This window comes from Algimonas arctica (assembly GCF_014652695.1).
GTDB classification, from domain to species: Bacteria; Pseudomonadota; Alphaproteobacteria; order Caulobacterales; family Maricaulaceae; genus Litorimonas; species Litorimonas arctica.
Genome location: NZ_BMZH01000013.1, coordinates 1 through 26806 on the forward strand (window position 1 = coordinate 1; position 26806 = coordinate 26806).

The 26806-nt window shown below is 55.8% G+C and carries 24 protein-coding genes; 7 read left to right on the forward strand and 17 right to left on the reverse strand.

The genetic code is table 11. The features are described 5' to 3' along the window. The 5 genes from IE105_RS12785 to IE105_RS12805 all read right to left on the reverse strand — a co-directional run. On the reverse strand, nucleotides 1-105 hold a 105-nt coding region (locus tag IE105_RS12785; protein WP_233354145.1), incomplete at its 3' end, for a GTP-binding protein. Nucleotides 106-152: 47 nt separating this feature from the next. Beyond that, complete coding sequence (fusA, locus tag IE105_RS12790; protein WP_189499091.1) at nucleotides 153-2237, reverse strand: elongation factor G; 2085 nt, start codon at nucleotides 2235-2237, stop codon at nucleotides 153-155. Nucleotides 2238-2309: 72 nt separating this feature from the next. Beyond that, on the reverse strand, nucleotides 2310-2780 hold the full coding sequence (gene rpsG / locus IE105_RS12795) for a 30S ribosomal protein S7 (protein ID WP_189499093.1): 471 nt from the start codon (nucleotides 2778-2780) through the stop codon (nucleotides 2310-2312). Nucleotides 2781-2794: 14 nt separating this feature from the next. Beyond that, nucleotides 2795-3166, reverse strand: a complete 372-nt coding sequence (rpsL, locus tag IE105_RS12800; RefSeq protein WP_189499194.1) for a 30S ribosomal protein S12 — start codon at nucleotides 3164-3166, stop codon at nucleotides 2795-2797. A gap of 412 nt (nucleotides 3167-3578) precedes the next feature. Then, nucleotides 3579-4775 (reverse strand): dipeptidase, encoded by a 1197-nt coding sequence (locus tag IE105_RS12805; RefSeq protein WP_189499095.1) that lies wholly within the window; start codon nucleotides 4773-4775, stop codon nucleotides 3579-3581. A 63-nt stretch (nucleotides 4776-4838) separates the two neighbouring features. Here IE105_RS12805 and IE105_RS12810 point away from each other — a divergent pair, with 63 nt between their 5' ends. Continuing rightward, a complete protein-coding gene (locus IE105_RS12810; protein WP_189499098.1) occupies nucleotides 4839-5768 on the forward strand; it encodes a tyrosine recombinase XerC in 930 nt (309 codons plus the stop codon). A gap of 9 nt (nucleotides 5769-5777) precedes the next feature. On the opposite strand, the gene IE105_RS12815 is transcribed toward IE105_RS12810, so the two are convergent. Together IE105_RS12815 and IE105_RS12820 are read right to left on the reverse strand one after the other, a co-directional pair. Continuing rightward, nucleotides 5778-6377, reverse strand: coding sequence for an HD domain-containing protein (locus IE105_RS12815; RefSeq protein ID WP_233354146.1), 600 nt, complete (start codon nucleotides 6375-6377; stop codon nucleotides 5778-5780). Between the two features lie 41 nt (nucleotides 6378-6418). Next, nucleotides 6419-7066, reverse strand: coding sequence for a lysoplasmalogenase (locus tag IE105_RS12820; RefSeq protein WP_189499100.1), 648 nt, complete (start codon nucleotides 7064-7066; stop codon nucleotides 6419-6421). A gap of 183 nt (nucleotides 7067-7249) precedes the next feature. On the opposite strand from IE105_RS12820, the gene IE105_RS12825 reads away from it, so the two are divergent. Continuing rightward, nucleotides 7250-7822: a hypothetical protein gene (locus IE105_RS12825; RefSeq protein WP_189499102.1), complete on the forward strand. Its 573-nt coding sequence runs from the start codon at nucleotides 7250-7252 to the stop codon at nucleotides 7820-7822. A gap of 179 nt (nucleotides 7823-8001) precedes the next feature. Here IE105_RS12825 and IE105_RS12830 read toward each other — a convergent pair whose 3' ends face one another. Continuing rightward, nucleotides 8002-8514 (reverse strand): hypothetical protein, encoded by a 513-nt coding sequence (locus IE105_RS12830; protein ID WP_189499104.1) that lies wholly within the window; start codon nucleotides 8512-8514, stop codon nucleotides 8002-8004. 919 nt (nucleotides 8515-9433) lie between these two features. Here IE105_RS12830 and IE105_RS12835 point away from each other — a divergent pair. Beyond that, complete coding sequence (locus tag IE105_RS12835; protein WP_189499106.1) at nucleotides 9434-9757, forward strand: DMT family transporter; 324 nt, start codon at nucleotides 9434-9436, stop codon at nucleotides 9755-9757. Between the two features lie 46 nt (nucleotides 9758-9803). Here IE105_RS12835 and IE105_RS12840 read toward each other — a convergent pair whose 3' ends face one another. Continuing rightward, nucleotides 9804-12257, reverse strand: coding sequence for a DNA translocase FtsK (locus tag IE105_RS12840; protein WP_189499108.1), 2454 nt, complete (start codon nucleotides 12255-12257; stop codon nucleotides 9804-9806). A gap of 134 nt (nucleotides 12258-12391) precedes the next feature. Between IE105_RS12840 and IE105_RS12845 the strand changes: the two genes are divergently transcribed. Further along, nucleotides 12392-13591 carry an FAD-dependent monooxygenase gene (locus tag IE105_RS12845; RefSeq protein ID WP_189499110.1) on the forward strand — a complete coding sequence of 400 codons (1200 nt, stop codon included), beginning with the start codon at nucleotides 12392-12394 and terminating at the stop codon, nucleotides 13589-13591. 260 nt (nucleotides 13592-13851) lie between these two features. Here IE105_RS12845 and recF read toward each other — a convergent pair whose 3' ends face one another. The 3 genes from recF to IE105_RS12860 all read right to left on the reverse strand — a co-directional run bounded on the left by recF (nucleotide 13852) and on the right by IE105_RS12860 (nucleotide 16606). After that, nucleotides 13852-14961 carry a DNA replication/repair protein RecF gene (gene recF / locus IE105_RS12850; RefSeq protein WP_189499112.1) on the reverse strand — a complete coding sequence of 370 codons (1110 nt, stop codon included), beginning with the start codon at nucleotides 14959-14961 and terminating at the stop codon, nucleotides 13852-13854. Between the two features lie 21 nt (nucleotides 14962-14982). Continuing rightward, complete coding sequence (dnaN, locus tag IE105_RS12855) at nucleotides 14983-16086, reverse strand: DNA polymerase III subunit beta (protein ID WP_189499114.1); 1104 nt, start codon at nucleotides 16084-16086, stop codon at nucleotides 14983-14985. A 100-nt stretch (nucleotides 16087-16186) separates the two neighbouring features. Beyond that, on the reverse strand, nucleotides 16187-16606 hold the full coding sequence (locus IE105_RS12860) for a DUF2147 domain-containing protein (protein ID WP_189499115.1): 420 nt from the start codon (nucleotides 16604-16606) through the stop codon (nucleotides 16187-16189). A gap of 266 nt (nucleotides 16607-16872) precedes the next feature. Here IE105_RS12860 and rho point away from each other — a divergent pair, with 266 nt between their 5' ends. Next, nucleotides 16873-18165 carry a transcription termination factor Rho gene (gene rho / locus IE105_RS12865; protein WP_189499117.1) on the forward strand — a complete coding sequence of 431 codons (1293 nt, stop codon included), beginning with the start codon at nucleotides 16873-16875 and terminating at the stop codon, nucleotides 18163-18165. A 47-nt stretch (nucleotides 18166-18212) separates the two neighbouring features. On the opposite strand, the gene mmsB is transcribed toward rho, so the two are convergent. The 4 genes from mmsB to IE105_RS12885 form a co-directional block, all read right to left on the reverse strand. Beyond that, the gene (gene mmsB, locus IE105_RS12870) at nucleotides 18213-19088 is read right to left on the reverse strand and encodes a 3-hydroxyisobutyrate dehydrogenase (RefSeq protein WP_189499119.1); all 876 of its coding nucleotides are present in this window, start codon (nucleotides 19086-19088) and stop codon (nucleotides 18213-18215) included. After that, nucleotides 19085-20113, reverse strand: coding sequence for an enoyl-CoA hydratase/isomerase family protein (locus IE105_RS12875; RefSeq protein WP_233354147.1), 1029 nt, complete (start codon nucleotides 20111-20113; stop codon nucleotides 19085-19087). Before IE105_RS12875 ends, mmsB begins: the two co-directional genes overlap by 4 nt. 44 nt (nucleotides 20114-20157) lie before the next feature. Then, entirely contained in the window at nucleotides 20158-21297 is a 1140-nt protein-coding gene (locus IE105_RS12880) for an acyl-CoA dehydrogenase family protein (protein ID WP_189499198.1), read from the reverse strand. 172 nt (nucleotides 21298-21469) lie between these two features. Then, complete coding sequence (locus tag IE105_RS12885) at nucleotides 21470-22522, reverse strand: hypothetical protein (protein ID WP_189499207.1); 1053 nt, start codon at nucleotides 22520-22522, stop codon at nucleotides 21470-21472. A 163-nt stretch (nucleotides 22523-22685) separates the two neighbouring features. Here IE105_RS12885 and IE105_RS12890 point away from each other — a divergent pair, with 163 nt between their 5' ends. Further along, nucleotides 22686-23960 carry an acyl-CoA dehydrogenase family protein gene (locus IE105_RS12890; RefSeq protein ID WP_189499200.1) on the forward strand — a complete coding sequence of 425 codons (1275 nt, stop codon included), beginning with the start codon at nucleotides 22686-22688 and terminating at the stop codon, nucleotides 23958-23960. Here the strand turns inward: IE105_RS12890 and purT are convergent. Then, entirely contained in the window at nucleotides 23957-25180 is a 1224-nt protein-coding gene (purT, locus tag IE105_RS12895) for a formate-dependent phosphoribosylglycinamide formyltransferase (RefSeq protein WP_189499123.1), read from the reverse strand. The two genes, IE105_RS12890 and purT, sit on opposite strands and share 4 nt — an antisense overlap. 78 nt (nucleotides 25181-25258) lie before the next feature. Here purT and IE105_RS12900 point away from each other — a divergent pair, with 78 nt between their 5' ends. After that, nucleotides 25259-26731 (forward strand): glycerol-3-phosphate dehydrogenase, encoded by a 1473-nt coding sequence (locus IE105_RS12900; protein WP_189499125.1) that lies wholly within the window; start codon nucleotides 25259-25261, stop codon nucleotides 26729-26731. Nucleotides 26732-26806: the final 75 nt, after the last annotated feature.

Genomic DNA, 26806 nt, shown 5'->3' on the forward strand with positions numbered 1-26806 from the left:
ATATTTCGTAATCGCCGCTGTCAGCGTCGTCTTACCATGGTCAACGTGACCAATGGTGCCGATATTGGCATGTGGCTTATTACGCTCGAACTTTTCCTTAGCCATGAGTGGCTCCTCTTACTCTAAAATTGTTTAAATGACCGGGCGCGTGGTTACGCGCCACCTTGCTTTGAAATCACTTCGTCCATGACGGCTTGCGGTGTGGCTGAATAGTGATCGAAGGTCATTGTGAACTGTGCGCGACCTTGTGATTTGGACCGTAGATCATTGACGTAACCAAACATGTTAGCCAGCGGCACCATCGCGTTAATGACATTCGCATTACCGCGCATTTCAGTGCCTTCGATCATCCCACGGCGGGAGTTCAGATCGCCAATCACATCACCCATATACTCATCAGGCGTCACAACTTCGACCTTCATGATGGGTTCCAGCAGTTTGACTTTGCCTTCAGTTTTGATCTGACGGAACGCAGCACGGGCCGCGATCTCAAATGCCATCACAGAGGAGTCAACATCATGGTAAGCCCCATCATAAAGCTCAGCTTTAAAGTCGATAACCGGGAAACCAGCCAGAAGACCCGTTTCGGCCATCGTGCGGATACCCTTCTCAACACCAGGGATATATTCGCGAGGAACATTACCACCAACAATTGAGTTTTCGAACACGATGCCTGAACCCGGCTCCAACGGCTGGAACTTGATCTTCACGCGACCGAACTGGCCTGAACCACCGGACTGTTTCTTGTGCGTGTAATCAATGTCAACGTCATGCGCGAGCGCTTCACGGTAGGCCACTTGTGGCTGACCGATATTGGCTTCAACGCCAAATTCGCGACGCAAACGATCAACTAGGATGTCGAGGTGCAATTCGCCCATGCCCGCCATGATCGTTTGACCGGATTCGTGGTCAGTCGAGACGCGGAAAGAGGGATCCTCAGCCGCCAAGCGTTGCAGGCCAATGCCCAGCTTTTCTTGGTCAGTTTTGGTTTTAGGCTCAACAGCAATTTCAATCACGGGCTCTGGGAATTCCATCCGCTCGAGAATGACAGGCTTGGATGTATCGCAAAGCGTATCTCCTGTTGTCGTGCCTTTAAGGCCCGCAACCGCGATAATGTCGCCCGCGAAAGCTTCTTGAATGTCTTCACGATCATTCGAGTGCATCATCATCATCCGGCCGACACGCTCTTTACGCTCTTTGACAGAGTTCAAAAGCGTTGTGCCTGTTTCGAGCTTACCCGAATAGATGCGGCAGAATGTCAGCGTACCCACGAATTTGTCGTTCATGATCTTGAAGGCCAGCATCGCGAGCGGCTCTTCATCCGATGAGGGGCGCAAAACTTCTTCGCCAGTCTTGGCGTCGATACCTTTGATCGCTTTAATGTCGAGCGGGCTCGGCAGATAAGCAACAACGGCGTCGAGTAGAGGCTGAACACCTTTGTTCTTAAACGCAGTGCCACAGAAGACAGGAACAACCTTGTTCGCAATTGTCGCCGCACGAACGAGGCGTTGGATAGTCGCGACATCAGGCATTTCGCCTTCGAAGTACTTTTCCATGACCGCATCATCCATCTCAGCCACAGCTTCGATGAGCGCAGTGCGATATTCCGCGACTTTTTCTTTCATGTCCTCAGGGACAGGAACGGTCTCATAGCTCGCACCGAGGTCGGCTTCCGCTTCCCACATGTAAGCAACATTTTTAACCAGATCGACAACACCTTTGAACTGGTCTTCTGACCCGATCGGCAGTTGCATTTCCAGTGCGTTTCCGCCCAAGCGATCTTTCACAGATTGCACGGAGTTATAGAAGCTCGCGCCGATCTTATCCATTTTGTTGATGAAGATCATACGTGGAACTTGGTATTTGTCAGCCTGACGCCAGACAGTCTCTGTCTGTGGCTCAACACCCGCGTTGGCGTCGAGCAGCGCAACCGCACCATCAAGCACGCGCAAAGAACGCTCAACTTCAATCGTGAAGTCAACGTGTCCAGGCGTATCAATGATATTCAGACGCTTGCCGGCCCAGAAACACGTCGTCGCAGCGGACGTAATTGTGATGCCGCGCTCTTGCTCTTGCTCCATCCAATCCATCGTGGCTGCACCATCATGGACTTCGGCAATTTTGTGGTTCTTACCCGTATAGTACAAGATCCGCTCAGTGCAGGTAGTTTTACCCGCATCGATGTGGGCCATGATACCGAAGTTACGGTAGTCCTTCAGTTCGTAGTCGCGTGCCATCTCAGGCTCCAGTAATCAAAATGAATGGGTGAGATGGACCGAAAGATCCACCCCGCCAAAATAAACCGTCTATTACCAACGGTAGTGCGAGAACGCGCGGTTGGCTTCGGCCATCCGGTGTGTGTCTTCGCGCTTTTTAACGGCTGTGCCGCGATTGTTCGACGCATCGAGCAATTCACCCGCGAGACGCTCGCGCATAGTGTTCTCATTGCGGTTGCGCGACGCAGTAACCAACCAACGAATGGCCAGTGCCTGACGGCGTTCAACACGAACTTCGACGGGGACCTGATAGGTCGCACCACCGACACGACGGGAACGAACCTCGACGGACGGTTTGATGTTTTCCAACGCATCGTGGAAGATACGAATCGGCTCTGTCTTGGCCTTGTCTTCGACGATTTCCATCGCCCCATAGACAATGTTTTCGGCAGTGGATTTTTTACCATCAAGCATGATGGCGTTCATAAACTTAGTCAGCACGATATCGCCATATTTGGCGTCCGGCAGGACTTCGCGTTTCTCGGCTCTGTGACGACGGGACATGTTTCTCTACCCTCTTACTTCGGACGCTTCGCGCCGTATTTCGAACGACGCTGACGGCGATCTTTCACGCCTTGTGTATCTAGAACACCACGCAGAACGTGATAACGCACGCCTGGCAAATCTTTCACACGACCGCCACGGATCAGAACAACGGAGTGTTCTTGCAAATTGTGACCTTCACCCGGAATGTAGGATAAAACCTCAAAACCGTTGGTCAGGCGAACTTTCGCCACTTTCCGCAAAGCCGAGTTCGGCTTCTTTGGAGTTGTTGTATAAACGCGCGTACAAACGCCACGTTTTTGCGGACAAGCTTCCAATGCCGGAACCTTGTTGCGTCTGCGCTTATCTTTCCGCGGTTTGCGGATGAGCTGCTGAATTGTTGGCATCAAGCCGTCCTTGTTTTTCATCGCGCGGGAAAAGCCGCGGCTGTCGTTTATATTTATACCGCGCCGGATAAGCGGCGCATTCTCGCAGTATTTCCCACGTAAATGCGGAAAGGTCCTGCACAAAGCGCAGACAACCCACCCTTCCACTTTAGAAGAATCGGAGCCTGCTGAATAAAACTAACCCAGTAGCGTAAACCACCCGGCCAATTTGTGTCTCTAGTTCGTCTCGGTCGAGGTTTCTACGGGAACCCGCAGACAGCACGCCCACTGACGTGCGGGCCTATAGGGATGGCCCATTGCCCCGTCAACTCTCGAATGCGGTATATGCGCGGCCACGGCGTGTGTCGCCGGGGCCGTTCAGTCATGGGCGCGTCGCCGATAGTAACCTCGGCAAAAAGTGTCGAGGATCAGCTTACTTAGCGCCCGCCTCGACCGCTTCCAGCACCCGCAGCAAATTACCGCCCCAGATTTTACCGATCTCGGCTTCACTATAGCCGCGCTTAACCAACTCGGCTGTCACGTTCTCAGTCTCAGACGCATCTTTCCAACCATCAACGCCGCCACCGCCGTCAAAGTCAGACGCGATACCGACATGATCGATTCCCGCAACGCGAACCGCATGATCAATATGATCGACGAAATCAGAGACACTGGCTTCGGGCGCCATTGCCGTGATGATCGCCCGTCGCTTCATATAGGCGTCCTGCTTGGCTTGGGGCCAACCATTGCGATCCCCATATTCAGCGTCCAGCGCCTCCCGGGCTGTCAGTTGCGCCGCCGTTGGCAGCTTCACATAAGCGCCGAGCGCGACCATTTGCGCCACGCCATTGACATCGCGAATTTTACGCAGCTGCTCATCATCCAGATTGCGCGCCGTGTCCGCGACCGCTTTCACGCCGCTATGCGACGCTATGATCGGCGTGCGCGACAGGTCCGCCGCCTGCATCATGGTCAGTTTCCCCGTGTGGGACACATCGACCATAATGCCGAGATCATTGAGACGTCCGACCAGCGATTCGCCGAGTGGCGACAGACCGCCCCACGTGCCGACACCGCCGTCCCGCTCGGGATGCGGGTTAGAGCTATCGCCGAATTGATTATTGCCGAAATGGGTGATCCCAACATAGCGCACGCCGTGATCCGCCCAATGGTCCAACGTGGATAAGTCGGGGCCGAGCGGGAACGCATTTTCCATCCCAATAAGGACGGCATGTTTGCCCGCCCCAACGATTCGCCGCACATCATTCGCCGTGAGCGCCAACTCGAAATTATCCGAATGCGTGTCGGTCAGGGCTTCAATCGCCGTTACGCGCGTACGGGCAATATCGAGCGCCGCCGCGTAACCGGCCTCCGTCATGTCGCCTTGGGGCGTATAGACAATCCAAAAGCCGCTATCGAGCTTACCCGCGGCTAGCTTTGGCAGGTCGACCTGAAGCTCTGTCTGCGCCGACGGATCAATCTCGGTCATATAGGTCAGGGGGATATCAATATGCGTATCCAGCGTCAGCGTTCGGTCATGCACGGTTGAGACGTTGAGAATCTCCGGGGCTGTCGCACAGGCGGCAAGCAAACACGCAGACGAGAGGATGAGAGCAGAACGAAATGTCATGAGTGAGGGTCCTTTTGCATTTTATTGACATTGTTGTCGCACGGTGGCCGCGTGACTTCTACTATGAACATTGCCATTCCGAACATTCCGGCCGACGATGTGCGCACCACCTTCTTGAGCCACCTCGCGGGTGAACGTCGCTTGTCACCCAAAACGGTGGAGGCCTATGGTCGTGATATTCGCGATTTTCAGAGCTTCCTCTCCCGCCACCTCGGCGAGCCGGCCGGACTGCGCGCGCTGGCGGGACTCGTCCCGACCGACTTTCGCGCCTACCTCGCCCACCGGCGGGGCGCGGGGCTCGGCTCTGCCTCGGTGCAACGGTTGCTCTCCGCCCTACGGACATTCTTTCGCTATCTCGAACGTCGTTGGGACGTCGCCAATAGCGCCATCGCCCTGATTAAAGGGCCGCGCGCCAAGCGCCCCGTGCCGAAAGCCTTGTCGATTGAAGGCGCAAAGGATCTTGTCCACGCGGGCTCACAGTCGGATAATTGGGTCGACGCCCGCAATGGCGCCGTGCTCACCCTCGCCTATGGCGCAGGACTGCGGATCAGTGAAGCGCTCGGCCTGACCACTGACGCGCTGCCGCTCGGCGAGACGCTCATCATCGTCGGTAAGGGCGGCAAGTCCCGGCTTGTGCCGCTACTGCCCGCCGTTCGCGATGCCGTCGCCCATTATGTCCATCTCTGCCCGCATCCGCTTGATCCGGGCACGCCGCTGTTTCGCGGCGCCCGGGGCGGTGCCCTCGGCCCGCGAACCGTGCAAGGCGCAGTCCAGCATTTACGCGGCGCACTCGGCCTACCGGAAACCGCCACGCCCCACGCGCTGCGCCACAGTTTTGCCACCCATTTGCTCGCGGGCGGCGGTGATCTGCGCACGATCCAGCAACTGCTCGGCCATGCCAGCCTCTCGACCACGCAGCGCTATACCGATGTGGACGCCGAACGGCTGCGCGCCGTTCACGCGGCGGCGCATCCGCGGGCGCGGCGGGGATAGGCAATAAGTTTAGCGCAAAGCGGCGTCTAACACCTCAAACCGCGCCAAAAACAAAGCCTCCGCAGCGACAACCGGATAGGGATCAATCGTGACATGCACGCCCTTGGGCGGTGTGATAAACAGCTGATCCGCCTCCTCCACCGTGAAGCCCGCAATCTGCGTCGCCTCAAACCAGGCGCAAATCACGTCACACCGTTTGATGCGTTTTTTCAGGCGCGGCGGGGTCTTTGCGGGCAAGTCAAAGCGGCGGTTCACCGCCTCGTCCAAGCGCTGCTCGAACGCTTTATAGTCATAGCCCAGCGCCGCCTTAAACGGGCTGATCATATCGCCGATCACATATTCCGCCGCATCATGCAGCAAGGCCGTCATCCGCTCTTTGGCCGACGCGGTCGGATAAAGCTGCGCATATAAATTTTCGACCACGACACTATGTTCCGCCACTGAAAACGCATGATCACCCGACGTCTGCCCATTCCACCGCGCCACGCGCGCAAGGCCACGCGCGATGTCTTCAATTTCAATATCGAGCGGCGACGGGTCGAGCAGGTCAAGGCGGCGGCCTGACAGCATACGCTGCCACGCGCGCGGAGGTGTGGAGGTCGAGGGCATAGAGGTAGGTTAGCGGGTTCGGCGTGTGTTGGGAATGCGGCTCATAGCAATTGTGAATTTAATAAAAACCCATAGGCAATCAGGGCCTGCCCGCCAAAATAGAGCGCCCATAAAAGCGGGCTCGTCAATAATCGAATGCGGGCGTCCTCTTCGAATTTGAATACTTCCAACGCCACCAGCACATCGGATAAGATGAACATCGCCGCCCCCACTGCCACGAGCGGCGTTCCGATATCTAGCAGGGCCGCCGTCGCGCCCATAAACGCGATGACAGTCGTATAGGCCACGACCGGCCACCGCATGTCCCCGAGCGATTCCCAGAGATACAGAAGGAAGCCTCCGGTTAAGAGGAATACGGCACAGGCAATGGACAGAGTCACACCATCAAGGGGCGCATGGGGCGCCGTCATGAACAGCGCCAGATAGGCGAGGTGGCCGACGAAAAAGGCGAGTAAGCCGGGGAGCAACCACTTTTTCGGATCGCCGGACATGAAGCCGTCACCGAGGGTCCCAAAGGCCAAGGCCGCGACCAGCAACCAAGGCCCGCCGAGAACATAGGCCCAAAGCGTGAGCAAGGCCGTCGCCGCGACTTTAACCACCGTCTTGATGACGCTGGGTCGACGATAACACAATACGACCCCGTACAGAACAGACAAGAGTATGGAGGCGGAGAGAATATAGGTGGGCATGCAAGGGATTTAGAATGGGGCCGTCGATCAAACAAGGACATTACGAACGCAGACCTGATGTGTTCGCGATTGCGGTCGGGAATGGTCCTGTTTTCAGCTGCGGATGTGTCGCGCGCGGAGGAATGGGGGGGGATGGCCTGAATAGGTGCTTGCTATTTTTCACACGGGTTCGATACGCCTCGCATGATCAAACCCGCCCATAAAACGCACACACAAGTCTATATAAAATTTGCCCTGCTCTTGGCGCTCATGCTCGGGTATTTCATCTACCTCACACTGCAGTATGATTTGCTCACGGGCGGGATTGCCGCCTTACTGACGTGGAGTTTTTTCGTCTTTTGTACGCCGATCGCCGATGCGGGTTTCTTGTTGGATTTCCCGCTGCGACTCCTGTTCGGCATTCGCATGGTTGTTTCAGAAATCGCTGTCTGGACGGTGGCTGTTCTCATCAATGCGGGCACGATGACCTTTGCCAGTCACTATTATGACACCACGATCCTAACCAAGCTCTTGCAACAGATAATCACAACGCCTTACCCCTATTGGGGCATTATTCTGCTCTCAGGATTTGGGACATTTCTGTCCATTCGTTTTGGCGATGAGCTGTTAGATGTCTTTCACCATCGAGACCGAAATTTCTTTCACACACATCACTTTAAGCATGAGCTGATTTTATTCGGGTTTTTTATTCTGATTATATTCGGATATTACTATCTCATAAGCACTCTCGGCATTGACGTCAGCACGCAAGCTTAGTCAGCGCATCACGCCGTCGAATCCCCCCAACGCGGACGTTGACTCAGTGTCCTACTTTGAGCGATTTTAAGCCACTCAGAAGAATAGCAAATTCATCCCCATACGTACTAATATCAGGCGCGGTCTGAAGGCTGGCCTAAATAGAGGGTTATCAATAACGCCATAACTTATTTTACGGTTCAAGGCGTGGACGGGACTAAACAGCTATATTGGTCTTCAATCCGCGCCGTCTCCGGTGTGTTGCCTGTTTCTGCATTCACGAAGTCTAGTGAACATGCTCCAGACGCCGTCTCCACCAGCTTTATACGATAGCTCTCACCTGCAACTGGAGTGAACGTTACCCGTGAGCTACAAGTTGTTTTTTGGTCTGTTCTTATCTCATTTACCCCAGCCGAAACATTTTGATCAATCGTCAATGCCGCTATCGTTATCGCCTTCCCGGCTTCAATTTGCTTTGTTTTCGCCTCAGGTCCTATCCATGTGAAATTGGCAAGGAGCTTTGGTGCGTCGCAACTACCAGCATTGGCAGGCGTATTATATTGCTTTGACGTTGATCTACCCAAGCCCAAGCCATCAAAATCACCTTTTTCGAAAGTAACAAGCGCGGTGTCTATGCCTTGCCCGACTTGGTAACCTGTCGCACAAGCTGTAATGCTAAAAGCGGCAAAGCATAGAATAAAAATATGTCGCATTTGGATGTCTCTCACTTCTTATCATAAATCTACGACATAGGTAATATAGTAACCATACAACTTTCCTCAACATAATTCTTGGTCAACACATCATCGAGGTCCAATGCTTCAACACCTTGGCGAGTGGCCTTCTTTGAGCGTTTTAAGACTCCCTTCTATGGTCTGGTTTTGCCCCATAGCGGTCATATCCGGTCGCTCTCCGATTTACTGATAAAAACCAAATCAAACCAAAATAGATACAAAAGATATCAACTTCATCCACCCCAACCCCTCCATATATCACAACCCCCACATCAATCCCAACAACCCCACCCCCGCTGTCCAAAACGCCTGCACTTTACCCTCACCCGCTTCGGACACGAGAGAGGCATTGCTCTTATGCTGGCGGGGGTTTGGTGGGCTGGACGGTGGGCGAGGTAATGCGGCGCGCGCGGTTCCATCCGACAAAGCGATTGATGATGGATTGGGGGCTGTTTGGCATAATGGCGAAAGCCTGAATGTCAGAGGGACACCTAATTTATCGGTAGAGAGGACCAGACCGAAAGTCCGCCATCCTGTCTCACCGTCCCGGACGTGATGAAGATCTGCCGGGTCACAAGGCTTTGTTTGGATGCGCCCCCAAGCGCGCGGGCTCTGCCTTCGTGTAAATCGGTTCTCTATTGCTCTACCCGTCACGGGGGAGCGCCCGCGCTCGTGTCACTTTTCACGATTTGCGACTGTGCCGTTGCCTTGATGCACGGTGGGACGTGGGCGCGTGTTTTGGAGTCAGGTTGGGCCGCGCGGTCCGATGGGGAAATCGTGTCTCACAGAGAATTTGAGATTGACGGCAGCGTGAGGGTGACTATTTTGAGTGAGCTTCGCGGACGACCGCGTGTATCCAGCTTTCATAGGGACGACCCGAAAAATACGCGGAGTCGTTATGTCTTGGATTTTCTTACTGATTGCGAGCCTGTTTGAAATCGCGTGGGTTTACGCCCTCAAACGCGTGACGAGTGTGACCGATTTTTCGGCGATTTTTATCACCCTCAGCCTGCTCCTGCTCAGCATATTTTTCCTATCGCTGGCCGTGCGCACGATCCCGATTAGTGTCGCCTATGCGCTTTGGACCGGGATTGGGATCGTCGGGGCGCTGGTGATCGGCGTGTCGCTCTATAATGAGTCCGTCGACGCCACGCGGATATTTTGTATTGGTTTAATCCTCGCGGGCATCATCGGCATTCATTTGTCCGAGCTTAAGACTTAGTCCGATATCACCGATCCAGCAGACGGTAGGTTGGGGCGACGCGGGATTAAAACGCTTCGTTTTCCGGCAAGAAAATTTCGCGTTTGCCGCCACTGCGGGCCTCGCTGATCATGCCTTCTTGTTCCATCCGGTCGATCAGGTCGGCCGCGCGGTTATAGCCGATGGACAGGCGGCGCTGAATATAGCTGGTTGAGGCTTTGCGGTCATTGGCGACAATCGCCACGGCTTGGTCAAACAAAGACCCGCCGTCTGAGCCGCCCCCGGCGAGGGTGGAATCACTGGGCGCTTCTTCATCGCGCTCTTCCGTCACGGCGTCGAGGTAAGCCGGCGAGCCTTGGGCGCGAACGAAATTAGCGATGCGTTCGACTTCTGAGTCGGACACGAACGGGCCGTGATAGCGTTTCGGACCACTGGTCGAGAGGAACAACATATCGCCTTTGCCGAGCAATTGTTCGCCGCCCATTTCGCCGAGGATGACGCGGCTATCAATCTTGGAGCCGACGCGGAAACAGACTTTGGTGGGGAAGTTGGATTTGATCGTGCCAGTAATAACGTCGGTCGAGGGGCGCTGCGTCGCGACGATAAGGTGGATACCCGCCGCGCGCGCCATTTGTGCGAGACGCTGGATCGAGCCTTCAATATCTTTTTTGGCGACCATCATCAGGTCCGCCATCTCGTCAATAATCACGACGATATAGGGCATGGCTTCGAATTCAAATTCCTGCGTCTCGAACACAGGTTCGCCGGTTTCGTGGTCAAACCCTGTCTGCACGGTCTTGGACAGCGTTTTGCCGGAAGCTTTGGATTCCGCGACTTTTTTGTTGAACGCTTCCATGCCGCGCACATTCACTTGGCTCATTTTGCGGTAGCGGTCTTCCATCTCGCGCACGGCCCATTTCAACGCGACGACAGCCTTGCCCGGCTCCGTCACAACAGGAGCGAGCAAGTGCGGCGCGCCGTCATAAACCGACAGCTCGAGCATTTTCGGATCGATCATAATGAACTTGCACTCATCCGGTGTCAGCTTGGACATCAAGGACAGGATCATGGCATTGACGGCGACGGATTTACCCGACCCGGTCGTGCCCGCAACCAACATATGTGGCATCGCCGCCAGATCTGTGACAAACGGAATGCCGCCAATATCTTCACCCATGATCAACGGCAGACGCGCATCAGAATTTTGGAACTCGTCAGACTCCAGCATTTCGCGCAACCACACGGTCTCGCGCTTGCGGTTCGGCATTTCGACGCCCAGCAAATTACGTCCCGGAACGACGGCGATCCGCGCCGATTGCGCCGACATATTGCGGGCAATATCAGACGCGAGATTGATCACGCGCGACGATTTCACGCCCGGTGCGGGCTCAAATTCAAACATGGTGACAACAGGACCAGGGCGCACATTCCCCATTTCGCCTTCGACGCCATAGTCGCCCATAACGCGATGCAACTGGTCGCTCTGACGCGCCAACATTGCATCATCGCGAATCGTACTGCGCGGCGGTGGCGCGGTGAGTAGATCCGGGGGAGGCAAAACAAATCCGGTCGCATTTGAGAAATCAAACTCAGGCTGTCCCCGTTTCGGACTTGCGACCTTCCGCGCCGCCGCCTGAGGGGCCGCTTTGGGCTTAGGTTTCGGAGCCGGCGTGATGATTTTTGGCGTCGATACAACAACGGGCGCCGGGGCCATAACCGGCGCGGGCGGAACCGCAACATGACCCAACGGCGCGTCTGGAATCGTGCGGATCCCAACATCCTGCGACGCAATGTCCGCATCGTAACTCCGGCGAAAAATTCGCACCAGCCACGCCGCAAGCGTATCGACGGCGACACGAATATACGCCCAGACCAATCCGACCGCGTCGACAATATCAACAACATCGCGGCGCACTATCCCGAAGTGGCGAGCCAAACACGCGCCAAGCCCGATAAAGGTTACGAGCGCGACAAGACCGCCTGACAGCGGAATATTAAAATGATCCAGCCAGTCCTTCAGCCCCAAGTGCATCAAATCGCCAAACCAGCCCCCCAAACCAGAGGCCATTGGCCAATTTTGTGGAATCGGAAACGCTGACAGGGTCGCAGCCCCCAGAAGAACGGCCCCTGTGAATATCAAAGCGCGGCCTGCCCGATCCCCTTTGGATTGCACAAACACTGTTTTGCGGATCAAGCGCCGCAATCCGGAAAAGACGATCAAGGCGCTGGCCAGCAGGCCCCCGAGACCCAATGTCTGCATCGATATATTGGCCATCCATGCGCCAGGGCGGCCGAGCCAATTGGCCAATCCGCCGACGCCCGCCGTATCCATCGTGGCATCAAAAGGAGAATAGCTTATCTGTGCCATCAGCAACATTGCGCCCAGCCCAATCATGGCGATCGCGGCGACGGCACGCTTCCACGCGCTCGCTTGTTCTTGCGTCACAGCATCCATCATCGCCTGAATTGCTTCGGGCGAATATTCCTCATATTGGGCAGTGGCGGCAGGCGGCGGGCTCATTTGGGGTCCGAAAGCTGGGAAACGGGTTAAGGAAGTGTGACGCAGAGGCGTAAAGGCGGGGTTAAAACGAAAGGTCCAGCTGTGGACGAAATGCCGTCTTTCAAAGCCGGCCTCGCAGGATTATGAACGCCATTATGAGTGAACACACACAAATCGCCGTCATTGGCGCAGGTCTATCAGGTTTGCTGGCTGCCCTCACCCTATCCGATAAGACGCAGGGTCCGGGCTGCGAGGTGACGCTGATTGATGCGGGTCAGATCAACAGCACATCAAAAGATGGTCGTGTCACGGCCCTGACGCCGTCGGCCATGCGGATGCTGGCACGGCTTGGTATAGACGGGATCGACGCCACACCCATGACCGGAATGCGCGTCGGTGAAGGATCCGCGGACACGCCGTGGCAGTTCGAGCTACCAGACACTGGCGACGAACCCTTGGCCTATAATGTCGAAAACGAAGCCCTGCGCGCGGCTCTGTTGAAACGCCTTAAAAATAGCGCAGTGGTGCTGCGGGATGAGGTTCGGGTTGACGGCCTTGATCAAGACAGCTTGGCAACTTTGTCGCTCAGTGATGGCACGCAATTGACTGCCGCTTTGGTGGTGGCGGCTGACGGTCGCAATAGCGCGGTGCGCCGGATGGCGGGCCTCTCTGTGACGACGCACGATTTTAAACAACAAGCCTTGGTGACGACAATTATTCACGCGGAACCGCATGACGGTATGGCCTTACAACGATTCCAATCCGTCGGAGCGGTGGCCTCACTCCCGCTCGCGACGACATCTGTGGGTCATCGCTCGCAGATTGTTTGGTCCGACCGGACGGAGGCTGTGAAAGCGGCCCGGTTATTGTCTGAAGACGCGCTAATCGCGCTCATTGATGATCGGCTTTGGCAGGCCTTAGGTGTCACCGGTCTAGACGCGCCAGTTCAGAGCTACCCCCTTATTGCGCAACGCTGCGAAGCCTTGAGCAAAGGCCGTGTCGCCTTGGTCGGTGATGCGGCTCGGGTGATCCATCCCCTCGCGGGCCAAGGATTGAACTTGGGCATTCGCGATATTGCCGCGCTCGCGCAAACGATTGGCGATGCGGTGGCGACTGGCCAAGACATCGGCACAGCCGGATTGATCGGTTATGAGCGGTGGCGTCAGACGGATGAAGCCAGTTTAGGCACGATGACGACGGCCTTCTCGGCAGCCCCATCGCGTGGACCTTTGTCCGTTTTGGGCCATGCCCGCCGGATTGCGTTTGCCATGGTTGATGACCTACCATCCTTACATGGACTCATTCGGCGGGAAGCCGCAGGCGAAACAGGCGAGAGACCCATCCTCCTAAAATAGGGACTAAATCTGACAACCCACAGTGAGCTTCACACCGTAGGCCGTGGATTTCGCACCGTAGGCTAAGGACTCACCTGTTAGTGATGTGGGCTGCTCTGTTGGTGAGTTGAAACGAACCCCATATAGGGTACGTTCATTTTGACGTCGCTAATGCCCGCGCAAAGCAGAATGACCCAACAAAATTGAATATCGGACCCGGACAATGCGCCCCGTTTCGGTTCCGATGCTCCGTCCTTGCTCCGGCAAGGACGGAGCGCTTTTCATTCAGATCGGCTGACCACACTATTGCCAACCTCAAACCATTGCGCCCGGTCGGCAAAATCAGTGAACAGCGCCCGGTCCGTTCCGGTCATAAAGACTTGCAAACCCAAATCGATTAATTCGTCCGATAGCGCTTGGCGGCGTTCCGCATCTAAATGCGCGGCGACCTCATCAAGCAGTAAAATTGGTGAGCGCGTCACCTGAGCGCGAGCATGGGCTAAAATCAGCCCGATCAATAAGGCCTTTTGTTCCCCGGTTGAGCACAGACCCGCGGGCATGGCTTTGCCGTGATGAATGACTTTAATCTCTGAACGGTGCGGTCCCGTCAGCGAGCGCCCTGCCCGCCGATCCATCGCGCGTGTTTCGGCCAAGCGTTCCCGAAAATCATTCTCAGCGTCATCAAGATAGACACCCTCAATAAGCAGTGCCTCAACCGTGCCTTCAATCGAAATTTCGGCTTGCGGGAACGCCGATGTGTCGCGCTCCGCAATCGCTTCACGGAGCCGCTCGATGGTGTCGACGCGGGTTTTAGCAACCTTTGCGCCACACGTGGCCATATCCATTTCCAATGCGTCATACCAAGATACGTCTGAAATTCCGTCAGAGAGCAAACGATTGCGTTCTGCGCGCGCTTTTTCATACCGTATACTGGACACGCCATGCGACGGATCAAACGCGAGCGCGAGACGATCTAAAAATTTACGGCGGTCGCCTTCGGGTCCAGTGAACAAACGATCCTGAGCGGGGGTCAACCATTGGACCGTTAGCAATTCCGCCAATTGCGCCGCGGTGGCATTGGTCCGATTAATACGCACGACCCGACGGCGCGGACTATCTGGCACCTGCCCAACCGAGACGCGAGTTTCATCATCGAGTTCAGCGTTTACGCCCCACGCGGGCGCGGTCTGCCCCGCATTCACGCGGGCAAGCGCATCAATCCCGGCACCGCGCAGCCCCCGCCCCGGCGACAGCAGCGAGATCGCTTCCATGAGGTTGGTTTTGCCGGCCCCGTTCGCCCCGAACAACACAATGGGCCCGGGCGACAAGTCCAAATCAAGCCGGTCATAAGACCGGAAGTCCGTTAATCTGAGCGAAGTGAGCGAGGCCACTGATGGGTCGCGACGCGCCTTTTAGACGCGAAGCGGCATCAACACGAACAGCGCTTGATCATCATCTGAATCTGTCACCAGCGCGGGCGAAGAAGCGGATTCAAGCATAAACGTCGCGTCTTGGCCTTCAATTTGGCCTGCGACATCGAGGAGATATTTGGCATTAAACCCAATTTCGAGCGCTTCATCATCATAATTGACGGGCAAGTCTTCACGCGCCTGTCCGCTCTCGGGGTTATTGACCGAGAGCGCGAGGTTACTGTCGGTTAGCGAGAGTTTGACCGAGCGTGATTTTTCTGCCGAGATCGTCTGGACGCGGTCAACGGCGGATGCAAAAACCTTATTATCCAGCACCAACTCTTTGGTGTTCGTGCGGGGGATCACGCGTTCATAGTCCGGGAATGTCCCATCGATCAGTTTGGACGTCAGCACGACAGTTCCCGTCGTGAACCGGATCTTTGATTCGGATACAGCCACCGACACATCGGCGTTTGTCCCGTCGATGAGCTTGCGTAGCTCGGCAATTGTTTTGCGCGGGATGATCACACCGGGCATGCCGTCAGACCCAGCCGGAAGCGTTTGTTCAGCCAAGGCCAAACGGTGTCCGTCAGTCGCAACCGCCCGCAGCAAACCGTCTTTGGAATGTAAATAAATGCCGTTGAGGTAGTAGCGCGTTTCCTCGGTCGATATCGCAAAGCGTGTTTTGTCGATCAGGCGCGAAAGCTCAGAGGCAGGCAAGGTAAAATCATGAGTAAACCCATCCGCTGTCATTTTTGGGAAGTCACCAGACGGCAGCAAAGGCAGGGTGAAATGCGCAGGCCCCGCATCAATGTCGAGCCGATCATCATCATTAATCGTCAATTGCACTTGTGCGCCATCGGGCAATTTGCGGACAATATCATAGAGTGTGTGCGCGGGGGCCGTCACTTGACCCGGCGCGTCCACGCTGGCGTCGACCGACTCAGACACTTCAATATCCAGATCGGTCGCGACTAAGGTCAGACGACCGCCATCTGCGCCCATGAGGACGTTTGACAAGATCGGGATCGTGTTACGCCGCTCCACAACGGATTGGACATGGGACAGGCCGGTCAGGAGTGCGCTGCGTTCGAGAGTGAGTTTCATCAGGTTTCAGCCGTAATTAATGACTTTGATAGCCGCTTTTATAGAAAAGCAAGCATTATGGAAGCGCTCAGAGAGGAAAAGCCGAGAATGGTTTGTTGTCCTACTCTTCCACCCGCGTCCAGCGCTGAGTCTGGCAGAGAAAGGCGATACAGCCTTTGACCTTTAGCACACCAGGGTCATCGTCAAGCTGGATTGAGGATTTATAGCTTTTGCCGTCTTCTGGGTTATAGATTCGGCCTTTTTTCCATTTATCGCCGCTCTGCTCAAACCCATCGAGCATAGTCAGCCCAATAATGGGTTCATTTCGCTTGGCCGGATCGGCGTTGTTAACATCGGTCGCCGGTTCGCCGTCAGGAATTTCGGCGGTTTCAATGATGCCGCACGGTGTTCCATCCCCGCAATCTGCGACACGGACCGTGCCGGTCCCGGCCTCGGTCAACCAAAGACCATGCACAGAATCAGACGCAAATGCCGGAGCCGAAGCGGCGGATAGAGCAAAGGCAATTACCAAAAGTTTCATAGCTATCTTGTCCAATGTCGAGACGGTAGCGTCAATTGCTCTTCGCATTGATAGTGGTTTACACTATCCAAATAATATTGGTCTACGAATACGACAGGTGCTTGACCGCGCAGGGTGGCTCGCCTATCTAATAACTAACAGCCGTCCGGCTGCACCGTGTGAGCCCGCCTCTTTATGGCCCTCACACGATCGAAGGCTTTGCCTCTCCCATTTAGACTAATAGCCGCTCGGGGTCCTCTCGTGCGCGCTCTACCAAAGATTATACCATGACTGTCGATACACCGATTGACCAACTCGAAACCATCTCGCTGGATGATTTGAAAGCGATGAAACCCGGCGAACTCAACCAGTTTGCTGAAACTGTCGGGATTGAAAACCCCGGATCCATGCGCAAGCAGGATATTTTTTACCAAACACTCAAAGACTTAGCCGAGCGGGGCGTCCTCGTACGCGGACGCGGCGTGTTGGAAGTGCTGCAGGATGGCTTCGGCTTTCTTCGCGCACCAGAAGCCAATTATCTCGCGGGACCTGACGACATTTATGTCAGCCATACGGACATCCGAAAACACGGTCTACGGACCGGCGATACTATCTCTGGCTTGCTTGATGCGCCAAAGAATGACGAACGTTATTTCGCGCTCAATAAAGCGGAAGAAATCAACTATTCGACGCCGGAACAGGCGCGGATGAAAGCCCACTTTGACAACCTCACGCCGCTTTATCCGGATGAGCGTTTCAAAATGGAAATCGAAGATCCAACGTTGAAAGACACATCGGGTCGCGTCATCGATATTGTTGCGCCGATTGGTAAAGGCCAGCGCGCCTTGATCGTGGCCCCACCGCGCACAGGTAAAACAGTGCTGCTGCAAAACATCGCGCACTCTATCGAGCGCAACCACCCAGAATGTTACGTGCTTGTCCTGCTGATCGACGAACGTCCGGAAGAAGTGACCGACATGCAGCGCTCCGTGAAGGGCGAGGTTGTGTCCTCAACCTTTGACGAACCCGCCACACGCCACGTCCAAGTCGCCGAAATGGTGATCCAAAAAGCTAAACGTTTGGTCGAAAGCGGCAAAGATGTCGTCATCTTGCTCGACTCGATCACCAGACTCGGCCGCGCCTATAACACGGTTGTACCAAGCTCTGGTAAAGTGCTGACCGGTGGTGTGGACGCCAACGCGCTACAACGCCCGAAGCGTTTCTTTGGTGCGGCACGGAATATCGAAGATGGCGGCTCGCTGACCATCATCGCCACGGCGCTGATCGATACCGGCTCCAAAATGGACGAAGTTATCTTTGAGGAATTCAAAGGCACGGGTAACTCAGAAATCATTCTTGACCGGAAAGTCGCCGACAAGCGCATCTTCCCCGCGATTGATGTGACCAAGTCCGGCACACGGAAAGAGGAACTCCTCGTCCCGCCATCCGAGCTTACTAAGACCTACATCCTGCGCCGCATCCTCAACCCGATGGGCACGATGGATGCGATTGAATTCCTGCTTGGCAAGTTGAAAGACACGAAGAGCAATAGCGATTTCTTCGACAGCATGAACACGTAAGCGGTTCAATCAATTCAGATAAAAGGCCGCTCATTGAGCGGCCTTTTTTATAGCGACCCGTCGATCAGTTTCATGACGCCCGAAAAGTCCAAACCACCCTCCCCTGCAGCCTCCATCAGCGCGTACATCGCTTCGGCTTGCGCGCCTAACGGTGTCGCCGCCCGCGCGGTGCTCGCCGCTTCTTTCGCGAGCCGCAAATCCTTGAGCATCATCGCGGCGGCAAAACCCGGCTGATAGCCCCTATTACTCGGTGCGCTCGCAACAGGTCCCGGCGCGGGGCAGTAGCTTGTCATCGACCAGTTTTGACCGGACGCGGTGCTGCTGATGTCGTAAAATGTCTGCGCGTCGAGGCCGAGTTTATCCGCCAGGTTAAACGCTTCACACGTCCCGATCATATGGATGCCGAGCAGCATGTTGTTGCAGATCTTGGCGACTTGCCCATTGCCCGCTGCGCCCGCATGGAAGACGTTCTTTCCCATGATGTCGAGCAGGGGTTTGGCACGCGCGTAGGCCTCGTCTGTCCCGCCGCACATGAAAGTCAGCGTGCCGTCGGCCGCGCCTTTGGTGCCGCCGGACACAGGCGCGTCGATCATGTCAAAGCCCGCTTCCGTCGCCTGCGCAATCACGGCGCGGGCGCTGTCCACATCCACCGTCGAACAATCAATCATCAACGTGCCCGGCGCAGCGTGGTTAAACACATCAGCATAGACCGAGCGGACATGCGCGCCCGCCGGAAGCATGGTGACAACTGCGTCGGCGCCAATGACCGCTGCGGCCACTGTATCCGCTTTGGAGCAACCGGATTGCACAGCTTTCGTGAGCGCGACTTCCGACAAATCAAACGCTTTGACGGCATTATCCCTCGCCAAATTCGCGGCCATTCCACCGCCCATATTTCCGAGCCCGATAAACGCAATAATCATGTTAAAAACTCCAAACGGGGGTCGGCGGCCTGTCGAAACATACGCTCAACCTGCTCTACCGTTACACTCTCCACGCCATCATGCGACCAGCCCGGATTGCGGTCTTTGTCGATCAGTTGTGCGCGGATTCCTTCGTAAAAATCCTGAATGGTCAGGAAGTTAAGTGAGAGGTCGAGTTCGGCGCTCATAGCCGCGCGAAAATCGAGGTCCGCGCCCCGGCGCATCGCTTCCAACGTCGTTGCCATGGCCAGCGGGCTTTTGCGACGGATAAGCTTAGCCTGATGTGCGGTCCAGTCTGATCCATCAGAATCCAGAGCGGCGAGAATGTCAGCAACCCGAGTTGCATCAAACATATTCACTGCATCCGGAATATCCTCACATTCGGGTGGCGCTTCGTTGAAATGCTCCAGAACAGCCGCAACATCGTCCGCACCTGATAGGGCCTCGATCATCGCGCCGTGGGTCTGAGTGGGCACGAAATGCGTCGCGACTCCGAGCCCCACAGATTGCGTTGGGCCCAACCGCGCGCCGGTTAAACCCAGCCAATTCCCAACCGCCATGCCCAGTCTCGGCAGAAAGTAAGTCCCGCCCACATCCGGGAAATAACCGATGCCGGTTTCGGGCATTGCAAAGAGGGTCGTATTGCCCGCGACGCGGTACTGTCCATGCACGGACAGGCCAACACCGCCGCCCATGACGATGCCATCGATCAGCGCGATATAGGGCTTGGAATAGCTTTGGATCAGTTCATTGAGCGCATATTCCACGCGCCAGAATGTTTCCGCCCGGCTGTCTTTGGCTTTGCCGCTGTCATGTAACATAATGACGTCGCCGCCCGCGCAAAACGCGCGGTCGCCTTCCCCATCGACAAGCACGGCTTTGACCGTGTCGTCATCCTGCCAGGTAATAAGTGCCTGCGTGATCGCAACGCACATCTCTTCTGTCAGCGCATTGAGCGCCTTGGGGCGATTCAGCGTGATCCGGCCGAGTGAGCCTTCGATCCGAGCGATAATCGTGTCGGTCATAGTCATTCCAAATTCTTCCGTTTATCGACGGGGATGGATCGGTGTTATTGGCGCAACATGCCGCGCGAGATAATCACGCGCATAATGTCGTTCGTGCCTTCGAGGATCTGATGGACGCGTAAATCGCGCACGATCCGTTCGACTTGATAGTCCGCCAGATAGCCATACCCGCCGTGAACCTGCAACGCGTCGTTCGCAATTTTGGAGCAGAGGTCCGTCGCGAACCGTTTGCCCATCGCGCAATACATGCCAGCATTCGGCGCTTTATTATCGATGGCATCCGCACCCCGGTAAATCATCAATCGGGAAGCTTCCAACTCTGTCGCCATATCGGCGAGACGGAATTGTGTGTTTTGGAAATCTGCAATCGCTTTGCCAAATTGCTTGCGTTCTTTCGCATAATCCGTCGCCAGCTTTAGCGCAGCCGACGCCCCGCCGAGCGAACAGGCGCCGATATTAATCCGCCCGCCATCGAGCCCCGCCATGGCAAATTTAAAACCGTCGCCTTCTGCGCCGACTCGGTTTGCGGCGGGAATACGACAATCCTCAAAGATCACTTGCGCGGTCGGTTGGGCATGCCAGCCCATCTTGCGCTCATTCGGACCAAAGGACAGGCCGGGCGCGTCTTTGTCGATGACGAAACAGGAGACACCTTTCGCCCCATCATCCGACGTACGTGCCATCACGACATAGACATCCGACCAACCTGCGCCGGAAATAAACTGCTTGCTCCCGTTGAGGACATAATCATCGCCGTCTCGCACCGCCTTGGTCGATAGCGACGCCGCGTCCGAGCCTGCGCCCGGCTCAGTCAAACAGTATGACGCAATCAGCTCGCCCGCGACCAGCTTAGGAACATAACGCGATTTGAGAGTCGCGTCGCCAAAACGCGAGATCATCCATGTCGCCATATTATGGATTGTCATCATGGCCGTGTGCGACACGTCGCCCGCCGCCAGCTGTTCAAACACCATGGCCGAAGCGAGCCGGGTTAGCCCTGTGCCGCCATCCTCTTCGGGAATATAAATGCCGAGAAACCCGAGGTCGGCCGCCTTCGTGAAAACCGAACGGTCGAGCGCTTTTTCTCGGTCCCAGCGTTCGGCATGGGGCGCGAGCTCAGTTTTGGCGAATTGGGCCGCCATGTCCTGAATCATCGTCAGGTCTTCGGTGAGTTGGAATTGCATGCGCATGATATGCCGCCCACGCGCATGAAATACAACGGGCGAAGATAGCGCAGGGTAGGATGGACATCGCCCGTTCGAGGCTCATTGGGCCATTGACGGGAAACATATTGCGCGCGACCCAATTTGAGCCGGGCGCCGGCTCAAATCATGGCACGCCCCGTAAAGACCCTCCTCAGTCGACGCAGAGCCCGGGACCCGCTTGACCATTCACGACTTCGGAGAAACACCCGAACGGATTGTCATTGGCCTGACAGACGCCACTGACGGAGGCTCCCATTTCGCTGGATAGATCGCCGCGACATTGCCCCTGACACTGGTTTGAATCCGTGCAGACAAGGCCGCCGTCACTAAAGGGGGTCGTACAGCGCTCAGCGCCGAGCATCCCCGCCCGTTCCACATACCCACCGCGTTGCACACAAGCGAGCTTATCGGCTTGGCTTAACGTGCCATTTGGGACGGGGGGAATCGGCGTGTGCGGCTCAGCTGACACTGTCGTCAACGTCTGAAACGGACGCAAATAGTCTCCGCCCACAGCAATCCGAGAGCGTTTAGCGCGCGGTTCCAACGTCACGAACGTGTGGCGCGACGCATCATACAGATAGAGACTGTGCTCATCATAGCCGACGACTTGGAGATGAAACGCCTCACCATTTTCGGTGTTTTGCTCCCAAACCACGTCTGACACCTGCATAAATTGTCCGCCCACATATGTCGCGGACATCAGGTCTTTTGGCAATGGGGCCGACGGATTGACAACCGGAGGCGTCACCACAGGCGGATGTGCAACAGGGGGAGCGACCACAGGAGGTTGAACGACCGGCGGCTGAGTGCCGGGCGTTTGAATGAAGACCATCTGTTCGATCTTCGTGATCGTGTAGATTGGTTTCGGTGCTTGGCCGGGCCATTGCCCTTTGATAATTTTATTCGTCAAATCGACGAATAATTTCACTTGGCCATTGGGCCCTGTCAGTTCAATTGACTGCGCCGTGGACGCCGTTTCAAAGAATTCGTAATTGATGACGCCATTATTTCGCTTTTCAAACCAACGGCCATATTGCTCCGTGCTTTGCACGAGGCGGCCACCGCGAAAATGGATCACGGCGATATCGGTGTTGGGTCTTTGGACCGAAACCTCTGCGCCAGCCGATTGAGCGTAGGTTGCGGACAGGACAAAGCCCATCATGATCAGGGTAAAAAGCCCTATAAATATGCGGATGAATTTCATGGTTGCGTCCTTGTGCTGGAGGCGGTGCACCCCATCGACCCTTTACAATTGGTCGTCCTTCCTAGCACAATAATCTTTCTCAAAATGAACCGGCTTAATTACAAACCGGATGATGACGTCTCCTGCGTTCCGTCAGCGCCTGACGGATGATAGGCTTTACCCTATGCAAAACTTGTTCCAAACGCCCGTAGACATCGAAGACTACCTCATCACGCTCGACGATTTCATTGATGAACAGATCAAACCGTTAGAAAATCAAGACGATAACATCCGTTTCTTTGATCACCGACGAGAGAACGCTCGGACCGATTGGGATCAAGGCGGATTACCCAGCAAAGACTGGGAAGCGCTCCTGACAGTGGCCCGAAAGCGCGCCGATGCTGCAGGTCATTTTCGGTTTCAGCTGCCAAAGGAGTTTGGCGGGCAAAACGGCGGTAATCTCGCCATGGCCCGCATTCGTGAGCATTTCGCCGCCAAAGGGCTCGGCCTGCACAATGATCTTCAAAATGAACATTCCATCGTTGGTAATCTCGTCCAGCCCCTCATGGTGCGCGACTTCGGGACTGAGGCGCAAAAACAATTCATCGAGCCGATGTGCCGGGGGGAAATGTTATGGAGCTTCGGGCTGACGGAAGAAGACCACGGCTCTGACGCCACATGGATGGAAACACGCGCCGTTCGCCACACACAAGACGGCGTTAAAGGCTGGCGTATCAATGGCCATAAAATGTGGACCACCGGCTTGCATGTCGCGACCCATGTCATGTGCTTTGCGCGGCACTCCGGCGAAGACGGAAGCGCCCGCGGGATCGGCTGTTTTGTTGTCGATACACAGGCCCAAGGGTTTGAGGTTGGCGAGTATCTGTGGACGTTCAACATGCCGACTGATCATCCGAAGTGCAGCTTTCATGACGTCTTCGTCCCCGACGATATGGTGCTTGGCGATCTCGATTTCGGCCTCGCCTGCGCGCAGCATTTCGTTCACGAAAACCGGATTCGTCAGGCCGCCAGTTCGCTCGGCGCGGCGCAATATTGTATTGATGAGAGTGTGCGCTACGCCAAGGAACGTGCGCCATTCGGCAAACCCCTCTGGCTCAATCAAGCGATCCAATTCCCACTTGTCGAGCTTCAAACCGAAGCTGAAATGCTGCGCTTACTGATCTATAAAACGGCCCATGAAATGGACGGAATGAGTAAGGTTGAGGTAGCCAAGCGACTGACGGATAAGGTCAGCATGTGTAACTACCGCGCCAACCGCCTTGTCTGTCAGGCGGCGGACCGCGCCATGCAAGTCCATGGCGGCATGGGCTATTCCCGGCACAAACCGTTCGAGCATATTTATCGCCATCACCGCCGCTACCGCATCACCGAAGGGTCTGAGGAAATTCAAATCCGCAAAGTCGCGGCGGTCTTGTTTGGAAAAATCAAGACGACTTAATCAAGACTGACAATAACGGCTGTCGCAGATCGCTCCGCCCTCGCTCGTGCAGCCTCAATCGTCTCTCCGCGCGCCAACGCGACCCCTAATCGGCGCGTCCCCGCTAAGGACGGTTTGCCAAACACGCGGAGCTGCGTGTCAGACTCTGCAAGCGCCGCGTCCACGCCGTCAAAGGCAGGGTTGTTGGACGTGCCATGACCCAGTATAACATGCGACGCGCTCGGTCCAAATTGACGGATGGCGGGGATCGGCAAGCCGAGGATAGCCCGGACGTGCAGCGCAAATTCTGACAGATCTTGGCTGATCAGCGTCACGAGCCCAGTATCATGCGGACGGGGTGAGGCTTCGGAAAAAATAACCACATCACCCTTGATGAACATTTCGACCCCGAACACGCCCCAACCCGGACGATCTCCAACAAGAGCCGCGCAGGCCCGTTCGGCCATCTGTGTGGCCGCCCGGAGTGCGGTATCGCTCATTCGCTGGGGCTGCCAACTTTCGCGGTAATCGCCATCAACTTGGCGATGACCAATCGGCGCGCACACGGTCGTGCGTGTCCCGCCGTGTCCGTCAGAATGGCGAACGGTCAGCAGGGTAATTTCATAATCAAAATCGACAAACCCTTCGACAATAATGCGCGACGCCCCCGTTCGACCGCCGTCTTGGCTATAGCGCCACACATCAGCCATATCAGCGGCGTTCTTGGCTACACTCTGCCCCTTACCTGATGAGCTCATGACCGGTTTAATCACGACAGGGTAGCCAATCGCGTCCGCGGCCTTGCGCGCCTCATCCTCACTATCGGCAAAGCGATAGGGCGATGTCAGCAAACCCAGCTCTTCAGCGGCCATCCGGCGGATGCCTTCACGGTCCATGGTCAATTTCGCGGCCCGCGCCGTTGGTACGACGTGTAAGCCTTCGGCCTCCAGCGTGACCAATAGGTCCGTCGCAATCGCTTCGATCTCAGGGACAACAAGATCGGGACGTTCACGGGCGATCACACCGCGCAAAGCGCGTTCGTCCAGCATATCAATGACATGGCTCCGATGGGCGACCTGCATCGCGGGCGCATTCGCATAACGGTCCACGGCGATGACCTCGACCCCAAGCCGTTGCAGTTCAATCGCGACTTCTTTGCCTAGCTCCCCACTTCCCAGCAGCATCACCCGTGTAGCCCCCCGCGTTTTTGCCGTTCCCAATCTCACCGTCTCTGTCCCCATCTGCTAATCTCCTTCACTTTGCCCTCTAACACCGCATTGCGCGTTTGCCAGTCGCGCGCGCTCCGCTATGGCCCATGTATGAATATTTGTGACCTGCTTATCATTGGCGGCGGCATTAACGGCACGGCGATTGCGCGGGACGCATCAGGCCGTGGCCTGTCTGTTGTATTATGCGAAAAAGATGACCTGGCGCGCCATACGAGCTCCGCGTCGACCAAACTCATTCATGGCGGGCTCCGTTATCTTGAATATTATGAATTTCGATTGGTGCGTGAAGCCCTGATCGAGCGCGAAGTCTTATTGCGCGCTGCGCCGCATATCATTTGGCCCCTTCGGTTTGTGCTTCCCTATGATGAAGGACAGCGCCCGGCATGGATGTTGCGCCTCGGTCTGTTTCTTTATGACAATCTTGGCGGACGGGAACTCTTACCCGGAACCAAGACCGTCGACCTTCGTAAAGCCCCGCATAATAGCGTGCTGGAAAAGCGGCTGAAGACCGGGTTTGAATATAGCGACTGTTGGGTCGAGGATGCGCGGTTGGTCGTGTTGAACGCTGTCGACGCCCAGAATAGAGGCGCTGATATACGTGTCGGCACCGAAGTCATCGCCATCGAAGCCCACCCGGCAGGATATGAGGCGACGCTGTCCGATGGATCAACGATCATAACACGCGGGGTCGTGAATGCCGCTGGCCCGTGGGTTGATGAGGTTCTCTTCAAGATCAAGAAAGATAAAAATGAAGCGGGTCTGCGCTTGATCAAGGGCAGCCATATCGTGACCAAACGGCTATTCCCTGGCGACCACGCCTATATGTTCCAAAACGCCGATAACCGGATCATTTTTGCGATCCCGTATGAGCGTGACTTCACCCTCATCGGCACGACCGATGTGCCGTGGGATGCTGCGCCGGGTCCGATGGAGATTAGCCCTGAGGAAATTGATTATCTCTGTGCCGCAGCGTCAGAATATTTCGTGCATGATATAACGGCCGATGATGTCGTCTGGTCCTATGCCGGCGTCCGGCCGCTCTATGACGATAAAAGCGAAAATGCGTCCGCTGTGACTCGCGATTATGTGTTGGATATTGATGAGCTGTCCGCAGAGCGACCGCTCCTATCGATTTATGGCGGCAAGATCACGACGTCCCGGAAACTCGCGGAGCACGCGTTAGAAAAGCTCGAGAAATATTACGGTGAAGCCGGGGATGACTGGACGGCAGACGCCCAGCTTCCGGGTGGCGATTTTCCAGCCGACGATTTCAAGGGGTTTCTGAAGACGCAATCAGACCGCTACCCCGACGTGCCAAACGATGTGCTATTACACCTCTGTCGCGCCTATGGAACGCGGATCACGCTGGTCTTGGGATCCGGTCCTGATGTTGATCTGGGCCGCTATTTCGGATCGCATCTGTTTGAAGCCGAAGCCCGCTATTTGCGCGCCCATGAATGGGCCCGGACTGCGGAAGATGTTTTGTACCGCCGGACCAAGCTTGGCTTGCACCTGAGTGAGGCCGAACGAGACGCCTTCACGGAGTGGTTTAAAGAAATGTAATGAAACCCAACTGGGCCTTTTTGGAACAACTTTCAGTGTCGTGTCGTTAATTAGGCACAACGCAAATAGAAAGGC

Bases quoted from the DNA above. Each gene is read 5' to 3' on its own strand.
- IE105_RS12875 (WP_233354147.1), bottom strand. From the start codon at position 20,113: ATGACCGACACGATTATCGCTCGGATCGAAGGCTCACTCGGCCGGATC.
- IE105_RS12820 (WP_189499100.1), bottom strand. From the start codon at position 7,066: ATGCCCACCTATATTCTCTCCGCCTCCATACTCTTGTCTGTTCTGTAC.
- rpsG (WP_189499093.1), bottom strand. From the start codon at position 2,780: ATGTCCCGTCGTCACAGAGCCGAGAAACGCGAAGTCCTGCCGGACGCC.
- IE105_RS12810 (WP_189499098.1), top strand. From the start codon at position 4,839: ATGAACATTGCCATTCCGAACATTCCGGCCGACGATGTGCGCACCACC.
- fusA (WP_189499091.1), bottom strand. From the start codon at position 2,237: ATGGCACGCGACTACGAACTGAAGGACTACCGTAACTTCGGTATCATG.
- IE105_RS12900 (WP_189499125.1), top strand. From the start codon at position 25,259: ATGAATATTTGTGACCTGCTTATCATTGGCGGCGGCATTAACGGCACG.
- purT (WP_189499123.1), bottom strand. From the start codon at position 25,180: ATGGGGACAGAGACGGTGAGATTGGGAACGGCAAAAACGCGGGGGGCT.
- IE105_RS12890 (WP_189499200.1), top strand. From the start codon at position 22,686: ATGCAAAACTTGTTCCAAACGCCCGTAGACATCGAAGACTACCTCATC.
- IE105_RS12880 (WP_189499198.1), bottom strand. From the start codon at position 21,297: ATGCAATTCCAACTCACCGAAGACCTGACGATGATTCAGGACATGGCG.
- IE105_RS12805 (WP_189499095.1), bottom strand. From the start codon at position 4,775: ATGACATTTCGTTCTGCTCTCATCCTCTCGTCTGCGTGTTTGCTTGCC.
- IE105_RS12885 (WP_189499207.1), bottom strand. From the start codon at position 22,522: ATGAAATTCATCCGCATATTTATAGGGCTTTTTACCCTGATCATGATG.
- IE105_RS12830 (WP_189499104.1), bottom strand. From the start codon at position 8,514: ATGCGACATATTTTTATTCTATGCTTTGCCGCTTTTAGCATTACAGCT.
- IE105_RS12815 (WP_233354146.1), bottom strand. From the start codon at position 6,377: ATGCCCTCGACCTCCACACCTCCGCGCGCGTGGCAGCGTATGCTGTCA.
- IE105_RS12840 (WP_189499108.1), bottom strand. From the start codon at position 12,257: ATGAGCCCGCCGCCTGCCGCCACTGCCCAATATGAGGAATATTCGCCC.
- IE105_RS12835 (WP_189499106.1), top strand. From the start codon at position 9,434: ATGTCTTGGATTTTCTTACTGATTGCGAGCCTGTTTGAAATCGCGTGG.
- rpsL (WP_189499194.1), bottom strand. From the start codon at position 3,166: ATGCCAACAATTCAGCAGCTCATCCGCAAACCGCGGAAAGATAAGCGC.
- rho (WP_189499117.1), top strand. From the start codon at position 16,873: ATGACTGTCGATACACCGATTGACCAACTCGAAACCATCTCGCTGGAT.
- IE105_RS12845 (WP_189499110.1), top strand. From the start codon at position 12,392: ATGAGTGAACACACACAAATCGCCGTCATTGGCGCAGGTCTATCAGGT.
- mmsB (WP_189499119.1), bottom strand. From the start codon at position 19,088: ATGATTATTGCGTTTATCGGGCTCGGAAATATGGGCGGTGGAATGGCC.
- IE105_RS12860 (WP_189499115.1), bottom strand. From the start codon at position 16,606: ATGAAACTTTTGGTAATTGCCTTTGCTCTATCCGCCGCTTCGGCTCCG.
- dnaN (WP_189499114.1), bottom strand. From the start codon at position 16,086: ATGAAACTCACTCTCGAACGCAGCGCACTCCTGACCGGCCTGTCCCAT.
- IE105_RS12825 (WP_189499102.1), top strand. From the start codon at position 7,250: ATGATCAAACCCGCCCATAAAACGCACACACAAGTCTATATAAAATTT.